The sequence below is a fragment of the Pseudonocardia sp. OZ21 genome (assembly GCF_059359135.1).
Map to the genome: position 1 here is coordinate 45,105 of NZ_JCADBN010000011.1, position 16,036 is coordinate 61,140.

Here is a 16,036-nt window from a genome sequence, read left to right on the forward strand (position 1 = left end):
CAGATCGACCAGCCTTCGGCGCTGGCCAGGAAGCTGAACCGCCCCGGGTTCAGTGGAGGCTCGGTTGTCCCGCCAGCGGGTGCTGGGCGGGTTGGTTGTGACGGTAGTAGGCGGTCTCGTACTCGATGGGTGGGCACATGCCCGATCATGGAGTGCAGTCGGTGGTGGTTGAACCAGTGCACCCAGCTCAGGGTGGCCAGTTCGAGATCGTCCAGGCCGCGCCGGGGGCCGTCGCGGCGGACGCACTCGGTCTTGTAGAACCCGATCACGGACTCGGCCATCGCGTTGTCGTAGGAGTCGCCGACGGTGATGATGGAGGCGACCGCGCCGGCGTCGAGTAGCCGGTTGGCGTAGCGGATCGCGGTGTACTGGGCACCGGCGTCGCTGTGGTGCACCACTCCGGCGGTGTCGTGCCCAGCCCGAGACCGGGTCCACAGCGCCATCTCCAGCGCGTCCAGCGGCAGCTGGGTGGGCGTGGCGGCGGCGGTGCGCCAGCCGACGATGCGCCGGGATTAGACGTCGGAGACGAACGCTGTGAACACCGCCCCCGACCAGGTGGGCACGTAGGTGAAGTCGACCACCCACAGCTCGTTCGGGCGGGTCGCGGTGAACTCGCGCCCCACCAGGTCCGGAGGTCGTTGCGCGGCCCGGTCCGGCCTGGTGGTGACCACCTTGCGGCCGCGGACCGCGCCACGCAGGCCGGCTGCGCGCATCAGCCGCTCGACCTGACACCGCAGCACCGGGTGGCCGTCCACGCCGCCCTCGCAGCGCAGCTGGTGCCACACCTTCCGGGCCCCGTACAGGCCCCGGCCCCGCTCGCGGTCGTGGTCGTGGTAGATCCGGCGGATTCGGCCAGCACCAGCTGGTCACGCAGCGCACGGGCGGATGGCGGGCCGATGCCGGGCGGCGTAGTAGCCGGACGGGGCGATCGGCACGCCGTGCTCGGTGAGCACCGGACAGCTCGGCCTCGACCCCGAACCGGCAATGGTGATCGTCGATGAACTTGATCACCAAGGCAGTCGCGGGTCGAGCTCCCGCGCGAAGAACGACGAGGCCGCCGACAAGATCTCGTCGGCCCCGCTTGAGCTCACGGTTCCCTCGCTCCAACTCCTTGATCCGTGCCGCGTCCGAGCTGGTCGTACCGGCCGCCTTGCCCGTGTCGCCCGGCGCTGCTAGGCCCAGCCGGGCAGTGTGTCCGGCACGATCCCGACGCGCTGCCCGATCCGGTGCACCGCCGCGTTCAGCGACAGCTGCGGGTCCTCGTTCATCGCCTCCTCGACCAGCCGCAACGCACGCTCACGCAGCTCGTCGGGGTACTTCCTCGGTGCGGGCACTGATCCACTCTCCTGTGAGATCAGAACCTCCACGAAACCCGGGGCGGTCCAAGCACCCAGTGCGCCCCACGCGAGTGCACGTCATCGGCGTGTTCGGGTTGTGTGTAGGGCATCAGCAGTGATCACCACGCGGCTCCCGCGGCACCCCCGGACCGTAGTGGTCCCGGTTGATCCGAACATGCAGGAGGCAGATCGTGGCTTGCGGGAGTCATCAGAATTGGCGTCGGGATCTCGCTCGCCGCTGAACGCCGGCGCGGCCCGTCGCGAGGCGGCCCAAGTTCTCATAACAGCAGGTCGGCGCGGTGCACGAGCGTGGGGTTGAGGTTTCAAGTCCCCTTGAAACACCGAGATCTCGCACTGTCCGGCCGATAGGCCACCTCCGTAGAACGATGGCAGCACGGAGGAGGCTCGCACGTGCATCACGTGCATCACGCGCATCACGTGCATCACGTGCTCGGAGCGGCCGTACGCGTGGTCCCGCGGGGACCGGATTCGGATCGTGCCGCGGCGATCGGGCGCTGTGTTCATGCCGGCCAGCCGGCTCGACGCCCAGCCGACCCGAACGGTCGTCCTCATCGCGGAGCCGGAAGCGGTGAGCCGCGGGAGACGAGCTCGAGATCGGCAGGGCTGCCGACCACAGCGACGTCGCCCGCGAGGTCGGTGCGGTCCACCGTGGCGCCCGCCCGCTCGAGACCGCCGAGGAGACCAGGATCGGGATGCCGATAGCGGTTACCGGCACCCACGCTGACCAGCACCGCGCGCGGCGCCACCGCGTTGAGGAACGCGACCGAGGTGTACCGGGAGCCGTGGTGCGGCATCTTGAGCACGTCGGCCCGCAGGTGGGCGCCCGACGCCAGCAGGTCGGCCTGGGCGGCGAGCTCGACATCGCCGGTGAGCAACGCGCTGACCGCCGGGGTGCCGGCCCGCAGCACGAGCGAGCCGTCGTTGACCGCCGTGCCGTCGTCCGGGTCGATGCCGGACTCGGGGTGCCGGGGGGCGAGCACGTCCAGGGTGAGCGCGGGCCACTGGAGGCGCCGCCCGGCCGTGAGCGCCACGAGCGGGGCACCGGCCTCCGCGGCGCGCCGGGCGACCATCTGCAGCGCCCAGCGCGGCTCGTGGACCGGACCGACCGCGACCGCCCCCACCGGCCGCCCGCGCAGGGCGCCCGCCAGGCCACCGATGTGGTCGGCGTGCAGGTGGCTCAGCACGACCATGGCGATCCCCTGCACGCCCAGCCGGTCGAGACACACGTCGACCGGGCCGTCGTCAGGGCCCGCATCGACCAGCACGACCCAGCCGGGCCGTCCGGTGGCCAGCACCACGGCGTCGCCCTGCCCGACGTCGCACATCACCAGGTGCCACCCGGCGGGCGGCCACCCGGGCGGGGCGATCCGCGTGGGCACGAGCACCAGCGCCAGGCCGAGCAGCACGGCCAGCAGCACCGCCCGCGACCGTGGGGAACGGCCGAGCACGAGCAGCACGAGCACCAGCACGCCGAGCAGCACGGCTCCGCCGACCCCGTCTGGCCACGGCAGCACGGCCCCTGGCACGGCCGCTGCCCGGTCGGCGACCAGGACGAGCCACCCCACTGCCGGGCCGGCCAGCCAGGCACAGGCCTGCGCAGGCAGCGGTCCGAGGGGTGAGAGCACCGCGGCGAGCACCCCGAGCACGGTGGCCGGGGCGACCGCGGGCACGGCGAGCAGGTTGGCGAGCACCGCGATCGGGCTCACCTCCCCGCTCAGCCCGGCCACCAGGGGTGCGGTGACGAGGAACGCCGCGGCCGGGACGGTGAGCGCCTCCGCGGCCCAGGCGGGTACGCCCCGGCGGCGCAGTGCGTCGGTCCAGCCGGGAGCGAGGAGCACCAGGGCCGCGGTGGCCAGCACCGACAACGCGAACCCCGGATCGACAGCCAGCGCCGGATCGGCGATCAGGAGCACCAGCACGGCCGCGGCGAGCGCCGGCATCGCCGACCGCCCGCGCCCGAGCGCGAGAGCCAGCAGCACCACCGCGCCCATCACGGCGGCCCGCACCACGCTCGCCGACGGCCGTGCGAGCACCACGAACCCGGCCACCGCCGCGGCACTCAGCGCCGCCGCGAGCCGCGGGTCGGCCCGCAGCAGCCGGAGGAGGGCGAGCACGGCGCCCCCGACGATGGCGAGGTTGGCACCCGACACCGCGAGCAGGTGGGTGAGCCCGGCCGCCCGGAAGTCGGCGTCGACCTCCGAGGTGAGGCCCCCGGTGTCGCCGACCGCCAGCCCGGGCAGCAGTCCCGCCGACGCGGCCGGCAGCACCCCCGCGGCCTCCCGCAGGCCCGCACGCAGCCCACCGGCGGCCTCCTGCCACCAGGGCGCGGCCGTGACCTCCTGCGGCGGACCGCGCACCCGCAGCACCGCGACGGTGAGGTCCCGGCGCCCGGCCGGGGCGAGCAGGCCCTCCGCGGCGGCCTCCTGCCCGGGCAGCAACCCGGTCCACCCCTCGGCGGGCGCGATCAGCAGCACGCGGCCGCCCGCGTTCCACCGCCCGTCGTCGACCTGCACCTCGGTGAGCACCGCCGGGACCAGCACCTGGCCCGCGGTGCCGGGACGGGAGCCGTACGCCGCATCGCGGATGGGCCGGGGGTCGTCGCGCAGCACCACCCGCACCGTGGCCGCCGCGCCCCGCTCGGCGGGCTCCCGCAGCGGGTGCTGCACGAGGAGCAGCGTGTGGGCCGTGACCACCACCGAGGCAGCAGCGGCGCAACCCGCGGCCGCGAGGACGGCGGGGCCGTGCCGCGCGCTGTGCGTCGTCCGCGCCGCACCGGCGGGACGCGCGCCGGTGGCGAGCACCAGTGCGGCCGCGGTGATCCCGACCGTGCTGATCACCGCGGCACACACCCCGGCAACGGGGCCGAGCCCGATGCCGAGCAGTACGACAGCCCACGCCGCCAGCGCGGCAGGCACCAGGCGCAGATCGGGGGGACGCGGGGGTTCGGCGGGATCGCGGGCGCGCATCAGACCGTGACCAGCTCACGAAGCTGCCCGAACCGGCGCTCGCCGATGCCCTCGATCTCGCGCAACTGCTCGACGCGGGCGAATCGGCCGTGGCGCGTGCGCCACTCCAGGATCCGCTGGGCGGTGACGGGCCCGACTCCCGGCAGGGCGTCGAGCTGCTCGGGGGTGGCCGAGTTGAGGTCGACCTTCCCCGGCGGCCTGCCAGGCGCCGCCGGGCCCGACCCGGGCGCCGCCGGGCCACCCGCTCCACCCGCCGCGCCCGGCAACGCATCGGGGGCCGGTGGCACCCCGACCGCGACCTGCTCGCCGTCGACCACCCGGCGCGCGAGGTTGACCCCGGCGAGATCGGTGCCGGGGACGGGTCCGCCCGCGGCCGCCAGGACGTCGGCGACCCTGGACCCCGCCGGCACCTCCACCAGGCCGGGTCGCACCACCCTCCCCGAGACACTGACCACGAGCGGCTCGGCCGGGACCGTGGTCGGGCCGGTGACCGGCACCTCGGGAGCCGCCGGAACGGCGGCCGTCGCCGCAGCCATGGTGGCGGACGACTCGGCGACGACCGCCACCTCGGGCAATGCACCGACGGGCTCGGCTCGCGGCCGCTCCACCCAGACCCCGATGGCGGCGACCACAGCGGCCGCGGCCGCAACCAGCGCCAGCGCGGTGGCCCCGGGACGGCCGGGATCGACCCGGGCCTCACGCCACGCGGCAGGCAGCAGCCGCCGCAGCCGCCCCGGCCTCGGATCGTGGCCTCCGTGGAGCACCACCCGCGGCAGCGGCCCCGTCGGCTCGTCGCCGACCGACCCCGCCCCCGCCGCCGGACCGAGACCGCCCGCCCCGCGCGAAGGCACCCCCGGCGGGGGACCCAGCACGGCAGCCAGCCGTCCGGGCGGGGATGGGGGGTCGGGGCGAGCCACGCCTCGACGCTAGGTCCGGGACAGACCCCGGCCCCGACGACTTCGGAACCTGTGGATGGCCGAGAGCCGATGTGAACAACTCCCCCTGGCCCGACCCCGCGCCCCCGAAACCGTCACCCCTCCCGAGCACACTGGTCACCGGGGGGCGGCGCCCAGCCCCCGCCACCATGATCGCCACGAGACGCACCTCATCGCCCTCCCCAGGGCCACCACGTGCGGCTCTCGGCGATCACCCCTCGCGAGACGCACCTGACCGCCCTCCCCAGGGCCACCACGTGCGGCTCTCGGCGATCACCCCGCCAGACACCAGGTCCCCTCACTGGGGCCGGCGCTCAGCGCCCCGCGGCGATGATCGCCGCGACACGCGCCTGATCGCCCTTTCCAGGGCCAACACGCACATCTCGCGGCGATCACCCAGCCCGAGCCGCACCTGATCGCCCTCCCCAGGGCCACCGCGCACATCTCGCAACGATCACCGCGGGCAGACGTCCCTGGACAACCTCCGCGGGCGGCGCTGACACCCACCCGGCGGCCAGCACGCACATCTCGGCGGCAATCACCCGCCCCGCCGGCCCCCCGGCGAGCTTCCCCGGTGGCCCCCGCCGCCGCGGCCATGATCGCCACGAGACGCACCTGATCGCCCTCCCCGGGCCGGCACCTCACGGCTCGAGGCGATCGCCGCGCCGTCAGAATCCCCGGCTACCTCCCCGCGGGAGGCGGCCCAACTCCGCGATCGTGATCGCTGCGAGACGCACCTGATCGCCCTTTCCAGGGCCAACACGCCCACCTCGTGGCGATCACCGAGCCCCAGACGCACCTATTCGCCCTTCCCAGGGCCACCACGCACATCTCGCAACGATCACCGCGGCCACACGCCCCCGGCCGCCCTCCCGGGGCGATCACCCCGCCAGACACCACACAGGCCACCTCAGCCGCCGGCGCCCAGCGCCTCGCGACCATGATCGCCACGAGCCGCACCTGATCGCCCTCCCCAGGGCCAACACGTACATCTCGCGGCGATCACCGCGCCCGAGATGCACCTGACCGCCCTCCCAAGGGCCGACATGCACATCTCGGCGCGGCGATCACCCCCCACGAGACGCACCTGGCCGCCCTCACCGGGGCCAGCACGTACGGCTCGCGGCGATCACCCCGCCAGATCCCCACGGGAAGGCGGCTCCGGCCCCCCGGCGAGCGCAGTCGCCACGAACCGCACCTGACCGCCCTCCCAGGGGCCACGACGCACGTCTCGCGCCGATCACCGCCACAAGAAGCGCGTCAGCGCTTCGGCACCACCACGACACCGAGCAGCCCGAGCCCGACGTGCGCGCCGATCACGGCCCCGACCTCCGACACGAGCAACCGGGTCGCGGCGGGTAGGCGTTCCCGCAGCAGGGTGGCCACCTCCTCTGCGCGAGCGGCTGCCCCGAGGTGGTGTACGGCGAGGTCGACGGGTCCGTCTCCCGCGGCCCGCACCGCGAGCTCCACCAGCCGCTGAGCCGCGCGCGCTGTGGTGCGCACCTTCTCCAGCGGCACGATGCGGCCCTGCACGACGTGCAGCAACGGTTTGACGGCGAGTGCGGTGCCGACCAGGGCGGCGGCAGCGCCGATCCGGCCGCCGTGGCGGAGGCGGTCCAGGGTGTCGACGGAGAAGAAGACGCGGCACCGGCCGGCCACGTCGGTGGCGGCCTCCTCGACGGCGGCGGCGTCGGCTCCGGCGTCGGAGGCGTCGGCCGCGGCCAGCACCGCGTACCCGAGGCCCATCGCGGCCGCCCGGGAGTCGACGATCCGGATGCGGTGGGGGCCGACCTGCTCGGCCGCCATCCTGGCCGCCTCCCACGTGCCGGAGAGCTCCCGCGACAGGTGCACGGAGACGACGCTGTCGGCGCCGGCGGCGAGGGCGCCGCTGTAGCACGCCGCGAAGGCGGCCGGGGTGGGCCGGGAGGTCTGCACGTCGAGGTGGCGGTCGGCGAGTGCAGCGCACAGCTCGGCGGTGGCGACGTCCCGTCCCTCGAGCCCGACGCGGGAGCCCAGCCGGACCTCCAGCGGTACCACGCCGATCCCGCGCTCCTCCGCAACTCCGGCCGGGAGGTAAGAGGTGGAGTCGGTGACAACGGCGACGGTCACGACGACGCACTTTATGGCACGGATGTCCGTCAGCGTCGCAACACGGGCCGCAGCACGTCGGCGCAGGCCGCGCCGACCACCGCGTGCGCCTGCCATCCCCAGTGCATGCCGTCGGGGTTGCCGTGGCCGCCGAGCACGTGGTCGGCGACGAGGGCCCGCAGGTCGAGCACCGTGGCGCCGTGCTCATGGGCCCAGCGGCGGGTGGCGTGCTCGGCAGCGGCCCGCCCGGCGTGCACCGATCCGTAACCTGCGGCGCGGTGCACCGCAGGCAGCATCGCGACCACGGGGATCCCGGGCCGGATCGTGAGCACGGCCTGGCGGCAGCGTTCCAGGTACTGCACGGTCAGCCGGGGCGGGAGCGCGACCGGACCGCCTCCGGGGACGGCCGCCGCGAACGCGCGCGCGAGCGCGGGCTGCGCCTTCCGATAGCCGGCCCGCACCACCCGGCGCAGGCCGGCCGGGCGCAGCACCGGGATCAGCTCGCGCAGCGCCGTGGGCAGTGGCGACGGGAGACTGTCCATCCCGCCGACCCCGAGGACCAGCGCGTCCACAGTGGGCATGACCGTCCACACCCGCGGATCGTGGGTGAGGGCGTGCCACGCGTGCCGGGCCGTCCACCCGATGCCGGCGACGAGCTCCGCGCGGCCGCCGAGTGCGGCGGCGGCGACGTTGGGCCAGAGCCTCGGCTCGTCGGCGGGTTCGGCCCGATGCGGGCCGTGGAAGGCGAGCGAGTCGCCGAGTACCAGCAGGACGGGGCCGTCCGCGGTCACCCCGGGCCGTCGGGGTCGGTCATGACGTGCCGACGTTGTAGCCCGACAGCCGCCAGCGCGGGTGGTCGGCACGGCGGGCCAGCGTGGCCCACCGGCAGTTGCCGATACCGCCGATGGACGGCCAGGACGACGTCGGCAGCGCGAGGAGCCCGCTGACCAGGCCCGCGATCAGGCCGCCGTGTGCAACGAGCAGCACGGTGGCTTCCGGCACCGACGCGAACTCCTCGTCCAGCTCGTCGATCACGGGCCCGGCCCGCCGGACCACGTCGACGCGGGACTCACCGCCGGGGGGCCGCCACGCGGGATCGGACCGCCACGCGGCTATCGCACCGGGCCAGGCCTCGTCGATCTCCGGCACCGAGCGGCCCTGCCACTCCCCCAGGTGCGTCTCGCGCAGCCGGGGGTCGAGCTTCACGGGCAGGCCGCAGGCGGCACCGACGATGTCGGCGGTGTCGACCGCGCGCCGCAGGTCCGAGCTGATGAGCCGGTCAGGGGCGACCCGCGCGATCTCGGGCGCGACGGCCGCGGCCTGGGCGAGCCCGGCCTCGGTGAGCTTCGAGTCGATGTGGCCCTGCATCCGGCCTGCGACGTTGTAGTCGGTCTGGCCGTGGCGGAGCAGCACCAGCCTCCGCAGACTCACCCGGTGCCGTCCCCGCCGCCGACGGACCCCGCCCCGTCGGGCACGACCTCGGCCTCCGGGAACGCGATGCGCGGACAGTCCTTCCAGAGCCGGTCCAGCCCGTAGAACCCGCGCTCCTCGGTGTGCTGGACGTGCACCACGACGTCGACGAAGTCGAGCAGCACCCAGCGGCCTTCCCTGGTGCCTTCCCGTCGGGTGGGCTTCGCTCCGTGCTGGCGCAGCTTCTCCTCGACCTCGTCGACGATGGCCTGCACCTGCCGCTCGTTGGGCGCGGAGGCGATCACGAAGCAGTCAGTGATCACCAGCTGGTCGGACACGTCGAGCACGACGATGTCCTGCGCCTTCTTGTCTGCTGCTGCGGCCACCGCCACGCGGGCCATGTCGAGCGCCTCGTCGGTCGCCGTCACCGTTCCCCTCTCCCGGTGGACCTGGGTCCACCTCGTCATGGCTATTGTCCCAGCCTCTGCCGGGGCCGCTGGACTCGGCCACCACAGGACGCCGGCCGGGGTTTGCCGACCGGCGGATCCGGGGTATGGGCGAGGATCAGGCGCGTATGCGACAAGGCAGCCGGGGGGCCGATGACGCAGGAATCGACGACACAGGAACCGACAGCGGAGGACGAGGTCGCGCGGGCAGCCGCCCAGGACGTGGCGCGCCTGCTCGACCGCCGCGGCCTCAAGGACGTCGTCGCGTTGGCGAGGCGCGTCCTGTGTGACGCTCAGCTGCGCGCTCCCTCCATCGCGGTACCACGCGGGAGCGACACCTGACCGGGCATCTGTACGCTGCGCTAACATGAACGGCTTCCTGGGCGGAATGCCGCCGGCCGAGCAACTGATGACACTGAACCGGGACGACCGGGACGGGTGCCTCGTCCTCATCGTGCACGGAGAAGTGGATCTGAGCACCGGCAGTCGGCTGATGGAGGCGGGGAGCGAGGCCCTCCACCAGGCCGCGGGGCGACCGGTGGTCCTCGACCTCTCGGGCGTCGACTTCCTGTCCTCCTCCGGCATGGGGCTGCTGGTCGCCCTGCACGACGAGGGCCGAACGATGCGCACCCCGCTCCGGGTGGTCGTCGACGAGACGCGCTCGGTGATCCGTCCCATCAGGACGATGGGGCTGGATGAGGTGCTCGCGTTGTTCGGCTCCCTCGACGAGGCCCTCACGGCCTGACGGTAGAGACGTCGATGGCGTACCCCGAAGATCTCGACGCGGTGATCTCCATGGTCCTCATGGCGGATCCCGTGTCGCTCTCGGTCGTGCGCCAGCGGTTCCGGCGGTGGCTGACCACGCTGCGCTGGCCGGAGCAGGAGATCGACGACGTGGTGATGGCGGTCAACGAGGCGGTCACCAACGCCATCGAGCAGATCCACCCGTCCGAGATCGGCGCCGAGGTGCGGGTGGCCGCCCGGCAGTACGCCGAGCCGGACGGCGGACGGCGCGTCCTCGTGGCGGTGGCAGGCGGCAAGCTGTGGCGGCCCGAACCTGCCGGCTTCCGCGGTCAGGGTCTCCTGATGATCCACTCGTGCATGGACGACGTGGGCGTGAGCCGCGAGCACGACGGCATCACGATGATGATGACCAGCGCGAAGGTTCCGCCGCTCTCCTACGAGCCGTGACTGCGCCTATCCCGTCCGGGCCGTGATCTTGCCGAGGGGAATGTTGCCTGCCCAGCACCCGGGAGCCGAGTCGTACCGGAGGAATCCGGTGCCGCCCGCACCGCCGTCGCAGTAGGTGGGCGCGTAGTCCGAGTCGAGGAATGCCGCGTCGGGATCGATGTCGGTGCCTGCGAACGGTGCTCCGGGGAAGGTCTGCGCTCCTACGTTCAGCCAGTTGTAGTCGCAGTTGTCCGGGGACGTGAAGCAGGGCTGCGGGCCGATCGGATTCGCGCCGAAGGTCGTGGTGTCGAACGCCACCGTCCAGATGACCTCCGCCGGCAGCACCGTGTTACCCGTGAAGTCGATCGTGACCCGGTGCACGAACCCGTCGTGACAGGTGCCGTCCGATGGGTCGAACCACTGGCCCGCGTTGGCGCCGGTGCAGTTCACCGGGTCGGCCGACGGGCGGTACGGAATGGTGCTCACTTCCGTCTGGGTGGCCAGCAAGGGTCCGGGTGCCGGGACGGCTCCGGAGTTGTCCACGGCATAGACGTTGACGGTGATCGGGTGGGCGAAGGTGGCCCCTGGCGTGGTCGCACAGTTGTCGTTGACCCAGGTTCCGCTCTCACAGGCCCAGCTGACCAGCACAACCTCCACGGACTCGAGTACGGATCCGGCCCCGGACCCGAGCCCTACGTGGTCGCCCAACTGGTTGGTGCCGGTCGCCTGGAAACCGAGAGACGGCACCTGCACGGGCATGTCGTCCGGTATCGAGCTGTACACGACCTCCGACACCGGGTCGGTACCAAGGCCAGGGGGCAACGGGGGACGGTACGTGCTCCCGTCACCGACGTTGACGCAGTTCCCCTGCTGGCTCTGGCTCGGCAGCGACAGGATCGGGCCGAGAAGACCGGAGGCGGTCGCGTCCTGCTCGACGTCGCACCGGTTGATCTGGTTCCGCTCGACGCTGCGGTCCTCGACGGAGATCGAGTTGCCGTCGTCACGGTCGTCCGAGCCGGTCGCGAACGCCAACGGGGCCAGCGCGAGTACGCCGGCCGCGGCGGTGGCCACCACGATTCCCGCCTTTTTCAGCACAGCCGTTCTCCTCATTGTGTGTCGGCATGAGAATGCCGTCAGTCCGAGCCGACGCGTCAGCTGCTGGACCACAGTGAGGGTCTCGAGAAGGGAGCCTGCTGACCGGGGGTCAATTTAGCGCGAACTCCCCGATGAACCAAATCTCGAGCACGATCAAATGAGGGAAATACCGTTGGTCAGGTTACGCATCTGATGGGGTGGAGTATTTCCGGTGAACATTCGCGCTGGACCGATTACGCCCCACGGAGAGTCGCGGGGACATCACCCGAAGGGTGACGGCGTCAGAGCCGCCCGTACTTGTTGTAGACGTCGATCACCGGAACACCCGACTGGACCTCCTCGCGGACCTTGTCCTCGATGTCCTTGGCCTCCTCGGACTTCGCCAGCACCTCGTCCAGCGCCTCCTTCGGGATCACCAGCACGCCGTCCTCGTCGCCGAAGATCCAGTCGCCGGGGTCGACCCGAACCTGGCTGCTGGTCGTGCCGGTCATCGAGATCGGCACCTCGAGGTCGTGGATCCGGGAGCGGCGCAGCGACTCGATCGGCGACGTGTAGCGCACGAAGACGGACAGTCCGTCGATCTCACGCACCAGCCGGCCGTCGCGGATGCCGCCATCGATGACGACGCCCGTGGCTCCACGGGCCCGGCTGGCGTTGCTCATCAGCTCGCCCCAGATCCCGCTCTGGTGCTCGCCCGCTGCCGCCACGACGACGACGCATCCGTCGTACATCTGCGTGAAGACCCCGAAGTCGGCCAGCTTCGTGTTGGCCGGCATCTCGGCGCGCTCCCGCATGTCGGGGCCTGCCGCCACGGTGTAGGCGGGGCCTGCCACCTGCATCGTCTTGTCGAGCGGGGCGATCGCGAGGTCGAGGCACTGATGGGGCAGGCCCATCTCGTCCATGATGTCGTAGACCACCGCCGAGTACAGCGCCTTCAGCCGCTTCGCGGTCTGCGCCACCCAGGCGGGATCGGGACGTGCGGTTCGATCGGACGCCTGTCCATTCGTCATGTCGTGCGTTCCCCTCTTACTCGAAGATCCCGTAGCCGGGTACGGCGTGCGCGCGCACGCCGTCCATGTCGAGCTCAACGCCGATGCCGGGGCTGTCGGGGAGGGTGATGTACCCGTCCTTGACGATCGAGCCGCTGCCGTCGGGCGCGGTGACGTAGCTGTCCCACACCTCGCGCTCCTCGAGCGCGTGCCACTCCTGCACGAAGAAGTTCGGGATCGCGCCGCACTGGTGCGCCGTGGCCATCGTGCCGAGCGGCGTGGAGACGAGGTGCGGCGCGAACGGCACGTAGTGCATCTCGGCGAGGTTGGCGATCTTCTTGGCCTCGGCCAGGCCTCCGCACTTCGGGACGTCGGGCTCGATCACGTCGACCGCCCCGCGTTCGAGCAGCTCGCGGAAGCCCCAGCGGAGGTAGAGGTTCTCGCCTGCGCAGATCGGTGTGCGGGTCTGGGCGCGTACCCGGACGAGCGCGTCGACGTTCTCGGCGGGGACCGGCTCCTCCAGCCACATCAGGTTGAACTGCTCCAGCTCCCAGGCGATCCGGCAGGCGCTCGGCACGTCGTAGCGGGCGTGCAGGTCGATGGCCAGGTCGATGTCCGGGCCGATCGCCTCCCGGACCGCCGCCACCCGCTCCACCATCGTGCGCAGCTCAGCGGCGTTGACCGTGTGGTTGAACTCGTCGAACTTCGCGCGATGTTGCAGGTCGTCGATGTCGAACTTGATCGCGGAGAAGCCCTCCTCGACCATCCGCTGGGCCCGGTCGACGCAGCCGGAGACCGAGCCGGCCGGGTCGTCCCCGTCGCCGCAGTCGGCGTAGAGCCGGATCCGGTCGCGGAACTTGCCACCGAGCATGCGGTAGACCGGCTGCCCCGCGGCCTTGCCTGCGATGTCCCACAGCGCCAGCTCGATCCCGCTCAGGGCGATCACGAAAACGCCACCCTGCGGACCGGCGAAGACCTTCCGCCGCCGCAGCTTCTCCCAGCACCGCTCGACGTTGCGCGGGTCCTCCCCGATCAGCAGTGGCGCCAGGTCGCCGATCATCCCGACGACACCCCCCGCTCCGGCGTCGGGATTCGCCTCGCCGAACCCGCTGATGCCCTCGTCGGTGTCGATCCGCACCAGCGTGGCCTGGCCGTGATAGGCGACCACGGCCGTGGTGACGTTGACGATCCTCATGCTTCCCCTCCCGGGAGCAGCCATCCGCCGGACACAGTGAGGCCCACGGCGAACTGTGGGCGGGCAGATGCCGGGGAGGCCGGGCGGAACCCCTCCCCGGACACGGATGTCAGGCCTGGTTGCGGTACGGTTTCATCGACTTGTCCGATAAGCTGCTGACATGGCTAGGAGACAAGAGCTCGCGGACGTTGTCAAGGTCCGCACGCTCCCGGTGCAGGTGGCTGCCCACCTGACCCGCCGGATCGCCGAGGGGGAGTTCGCGGACGAGCGCACCCCCTCGGAGCTCGACATCTCGCAGGAGTTCGGCGTCTCCCGCGCGGTCGCCCGTGAGACGATCAAGATCCTCGCGTCGCTCGACATCCTCGACGTCGCCCAGGGCAGGCGCGTCGTCGTACGGCCCGCCACCGAGTGGGACTACCTCAACCCGCTGCTGGCCGAGTGGCTGCCGGAGGAGCACGTCGTCGACCTGCTGAACGAGCTGCACCAGATGCGGCTGCTCCTCGAGCCGGAGCTGGCGGCCATGGCCGCGGCCACCATCTCCGAGGAGACGCTGGCCGAGCTGCGGGCCGAGCTGGCCAGGATGGCGAGCCTCGAGGAGGAGCCGGACGACTACCTCGAGGTCGACCACGAGTTCCACATGGCGATCTGCCGAGCGGCGAACAACCGGATCCTCGACCGGATCATGTACTCCGCCCGGTGGCTGGGCACCGCCAGCCGGCGGGTGACCAACGCGGTGCCCGGCGGCCTGCACCGCGCCACCCACGACCACACCCGGATCTTCGCGGCGCTCGAGGCGAGGGACCCGGAGGCCGCACGCGAGGCGATGCGGTCACACCTGCAGCAGACCATCCGGATCCTCACCGAGAAGCAGCAGAGGACGAAGACCAGGACGGCGAAGCGGTAGAGCACGAGGACTCGACCGCAGGGCCGCGGCGAGTCCCCTTCGATGCCCCGGTGTCGGGGCGGAGGGACGGGTGCGAGTTGGGAGCGAGCGAGGAAGGGCCGATCCGGCTCGGGCTGATCGGCACCGGGCTGGCCGTCGAGAAGCTGCACTGGCCGGCGCTCCGCCGGCTCGCGGACCGGTACGTCGTCACGGCGTTCGCCGACCACTCGGCCGCCCAGGGCGAGCGCTTCTCGTCCTACAGCGGCGTCGACATGGCCGGCTTCACAACCGACCACCACCGGCTGCTGGCCCGCGACGACGTGGACGCGGTGCTGATCTCGGTGCCGATCCCGGCCCTGTACGAGGTGGCACGCGACTCCCTGGCGGCCGGCAAGGACGTGCTCTGCGAGAAGCCGACCGGCACCGACGAGGACCAGGCACGGGCGTTCCTCGCACTGGAGGAGCGATATCCGGAGCGCACGATCCTCATCGGGGAGAACTACTTCTACCGCGACGACATCCGCCACGCGCGCGCCCTGCTGGACGACGGCGCGATCGGCAAGCTGCACCTCATGGCCTGGCGTCGCGCCAGGCGGCTGGTGCCGTGGGAGGGCGTGTTCGCCGGCACGGTGTGGCGGCACCGACCGCAGTACCGCGGCGGCGTCCACCTCGATGCAGGCGTGCACGACATCGCCCAGATCCGGATGCTCTGCGGCGACGCCGTCCGGGTCCACGGGGCCGTCCAGTGGGCCAACAGCACGATCGAGGCGCCGTCGGACCTGTCGCTCACCATGGTCTTCGCCTGCGGCGCCATCGGCAACTACACGGCCACGTACTCGGAGATCGCCGTTCCCGACGAGGGGAACGAGATGCGGCTGTACGGAACCGAGGGCGTGCTCGTTCTGTCGGGGCCGGAGGCGGAGCGGCACGTGACGCTGACCCGCGCGGACGGATCGACGCAGACCGACGTGTTCCGCGGGATCGACAACGGCTACCACGCCGAGCTGTGCGACTTCTCCGACGCCGTCCGGCACGGAGAGCCGGGGGTCGGCACGGTCCGGCAGAGCGTCGCGAACATGCTGGTCGTCCTGCGCGCGCTGGACTCGGCGGAGCGGGACGCCGTCATGTCGCTCGACGACGTCCCGCCCGGCGGGGGCGGCGTCCCGCTGTGGCGACCCCGGGGTGCCTCCGGTCTGTTCGACGGCCTGCCCGGGGAGCGTTCGACAAGAACGGCGATCTCCACCGTTGACAGACAGTGATTGCCCTTTTAGTGTGACCCGCGTCGCATTACGTGATACCGCGTTCCGCTACGTGAAACCCGAGTAATAGGACACAGCGCTCTCTCCGGCAAGGGGGCCGGCGACCGCTGTGCCGCGCCGACCCGAATTCTGCTTATCGGAAAGGCGCATCGAGCCCGCGGGCTCGTTCCTCGCACGACCGGGGAGGTGGACAACCTCCCGGCCCCCGTCGGTTGCACTGTCGCCCCGTCGGCACGCGTCCT

At 72.3% G+C, this 16,036-nt stretch carries 14 protein-coding genes and 1 pseudogene; 5 read left to right on the forward strand and 10 right to left on the reverse strand.

The window, feature by feature from the left end; genetic code table 11:
- Window positions 1–49 precede the first annotated feature (49 nt).
- The 7 genes and pseudogenes from AC5L35_RS24060 to rsfS form a co-directional block, all read right to left on the reverse strand.
- A pseudogene (locus AC5L35_RS24060) lies at window positions 50–1,334 on the reverse strand (IS3 family transposase).
- A gap of 572 nt (window positions 1,335–1,906) precedes the next feature.
- Window positions 1,907–4,324 carry a ComEC/Rec2 family competence protein gene (locus AC5L35_RS24065; RefSeq protein WP_495061949.1) on the reverse strand — a complete coding sequence of 806 codons (2,418 nt, stop codon included), beginning with the start codon at window positions 4,322–4,324 and terminating at the stop codon, window positions 1,907–1,909.
- On the reverse strand, window positions 4,324–5,241 hold the full coding sequence (locus AC5L35_RS24070; protein WP_495061950.1) for a ComEA family DNA-binding protein: 918 nt from the start codon (window positions 5,239–5,241) through the stop codon (window positions 4,324–4,326). The genes AC5L35_RS24065 and AC5L35_RS24070 overlap by 1 nt, the downstream gene beginning before the upstream one ends.
- Before the next feature lie 1,278 nt (window positions 5,242–6,519).
- Window positions 6,520–7,368, reverse strand: coding sequence for a DegV family protein (locus AC5L35_RS24075; protein WP_495061951.1), 849 nt, complete (start codon window positions 7,366–7,368; stop codon window positions 6,520–6,522).
- A gap of 29 nt (window positions 7,369–7,397) precedes the next feature.
- Complete coding sequence (gene octT / locus AC5L35_RS24080) at window positions 7,398–8,138, reverse strand: diglucosylglycerate octanoyltransferase (RefSeq protein WP_495061952.1); 741 nt, start codon at window positions 8,136–8,138, stop codon at window positions 7,398–7,400.
- Window positions 8,139–8,157: 19 nt separating this feature from the next.
- A complete protein-coding gene (locus AC5L35_RS24085) occupies window positions 8,158–8,778 on the reverse strand; it encodes a histidine phosphatase family protein (protein ID WP_495061953.1) in 621 nt (206 codons plus the stop codon).
- Entirely contained in the window at window positions 8,775–9,185 is a 411-nt protein-coding gene (gene rsfS, locus AC5L35_RS24090) for a ribosome silencing factor (protein ID WP_495061954.1), read from the reverse strand. The genes AC5L35_RS24085 and rsfS overlap by 4 nt, the downstream gene beginning before the upstream one ends.
- A 171-nt stretch (window positions 9,186–9,356) precedes the next feature.
- Between rsfS and AC5L35_RS24095 the strand changes: the two genes are divergently transcribed.
- Genes AC5L35_RS24095 through AC5L35_RS24105 form a run of 3 tightly spaced genes read left to right on the forward strand, consistent with a single transcriptional unit; the run spans window position 9,357 to window position 10,394 of the window.
- Window positions 9,357–9,545: a hypothetical protein gene (locus AC5L35_RS24095; protein ID WP_495061955.1), complete on the forward strand. Its 189-nt coding sequence runs from the start codon at window positions 9,357–9,359 to the stop codon at window positions 9,543–9,545.
- 25 nt (window positions 9,546–9,570) lie between these two features.
- On the forward strand, window positions 9,571–9,948 hold the full coding sequence (locus tag AC5L35_RS24100) for an STAS domain-containing protein (protein ID WP_169395709.1): 378 nt from the start codon (window positions 9,571–9,573) through the stop codon (window positions 9,946–9,948).
- A 14-nt stretch (window positions 9,949–9,962) separates the two neighbouring features.
- Entirely contained in the window at window positions 9,963–10,394 is a 432-nt protein-coding gene (locus AC5L35_RS24105) for an ATP-binding protein (RefSeq protein WP_495061956.1), read from the forward strand.
- A gap of 6 nt (window positions 10,395–10,400) precedes the next feature.
- Here the strand turns inward: AC5L35_RS24105 and AC5L35_RS24110 are convergent, their stop codons facing one another.
- The 3 genes from AC5L35_RS24110 to AC5L35_RS24120 all read right to left on the reverse strand — a co-directional run bounded on the left by AC5L35_RS24110 (window position 10,401) and on the right by AC5L35_RS24120 (window position 13,652).
- Window positions 10,401–11,468 carry a hypothetical protein gene (locus tag AC5L35_RS24110; protein ID WP_495061957.1) on the reverse strand — a complete coding sequence of 356 codons (1,068 nt, stop codon included), beginning with the start codon at window positions 11,466–11,468 and terminating at the stop codon, window positions 10,401–10,403.
- Between the two features lie 281 nt (window positions 11,469–11,749).
- Window positions 11,750–12,478 carry an RraA family protein gene (locus tag AC5L35_RS24115; protein ID WP_495061958.1) on the reverse strand — a complete coding sequence of 243 codons (729 nt, stop codon included), beginning with the start codon at window positions 12,476–12,478 and terminating at the stop codon, window positions 11,750–11,752.
- Between the two features lie 16 nt (window positions 12,479–12,494).
- Window positions 12,495–13,652 carry a mandelate racemase/muconate lactonizing enzyme family protein gene (locus AC5L35_RS24120; protein WP_495061959.1) on the reverse strand — a complete coding sequence of 386 codons (1,158 nt, stop codon included), beginning with the start codon at window positions 13,650–13,652 and terminating at the stop codon, window positions 12,495–12,497.
- Between the two features lie 160 nt (window positions 13,653–13,812).
- Between AC5L35_RS24120 and AC5L35_RS24125 the strand changes: the two genes are divergently transcribed.
- Entirely contained in the window at window positions 13,813–14,556 is a 744-nt protein-coding gene (locus AC5L35_RS24125) for a FadR/GntR family transcriptional regulator (protein WP_495061960.1), read from the forward strand.
- Between the two features lie 50 nt (window positions 14,557–14,606).
- Window positions 14,607–15,794, forward strand: a complete 1,188-nt coding sequence (locus AC5L35_RS24130; RefSeq protein ID WP_495061961.1) for a Gfo/Idh/MocA family protein — start codon at window positions 14,607–14,609, stop codon at window positions 15,792–15,794.
- Window positions 15,795–16,036 lie beyond the last annotated feature (242 nt).

What these genes read in the sequence shown, in the direction of transcription:
- AC5L35_RS24125 (WP_495061960.1), top strand. Translation starts at nt 13,813, where the DNA reads ATGGCTAGGAGACAAGAGCTCGCGGACGTTGTCAAGGTCCGCACGCTC.
- AC5L35_RS24115 (WP_495061958.1), bottom strand. Translation starts at nt 12,478, where the DNA reads ATGACGAATGGACAGGCGTCCGATCGAACCGCACGTCCCGATCCCGCC.
- AC5L35_RS24100 (WP_169395709.1), top strand. Translation starts at nt 9,571, where the DNA reads ATGAACGGCTTCCTGGGCGGAATGCCGCCGGCCGAGCAACTGATGACA.
- AC5L35_RS24120 (WP_495061959.1), bottom strand. Translation starts at nt 13,652, where the DNA reads ATGAGGATCGTCAACGTCACCACGGCCGTGGTCGCCTATCACGGCCAG.
- AC5L35_RS24095 (WP_495061955.1), top strand. Translation starts at nt 9,357, where the DNA reads ATGACGCAGGAATCGACGACACAGGAACCGACAGCGGAGGACGAGGTC.
- AC5L35_RS24065 (WP_495061949.1), bottom strand. Translation starts at nt 4,324, where the DNA reads ATGCGCGCCCGCGATCCCGCCGAACCCCCGCGTCCCCCCGATCTGCGC.
- AC5L35_RS24105 (WP_495061956.1), top strand. Translation starts at nt 9,963, where the DNA reads ATGGCGTACCCCGAAGATCTCGACGCGGTGATCTCCATGGTCCTCATG.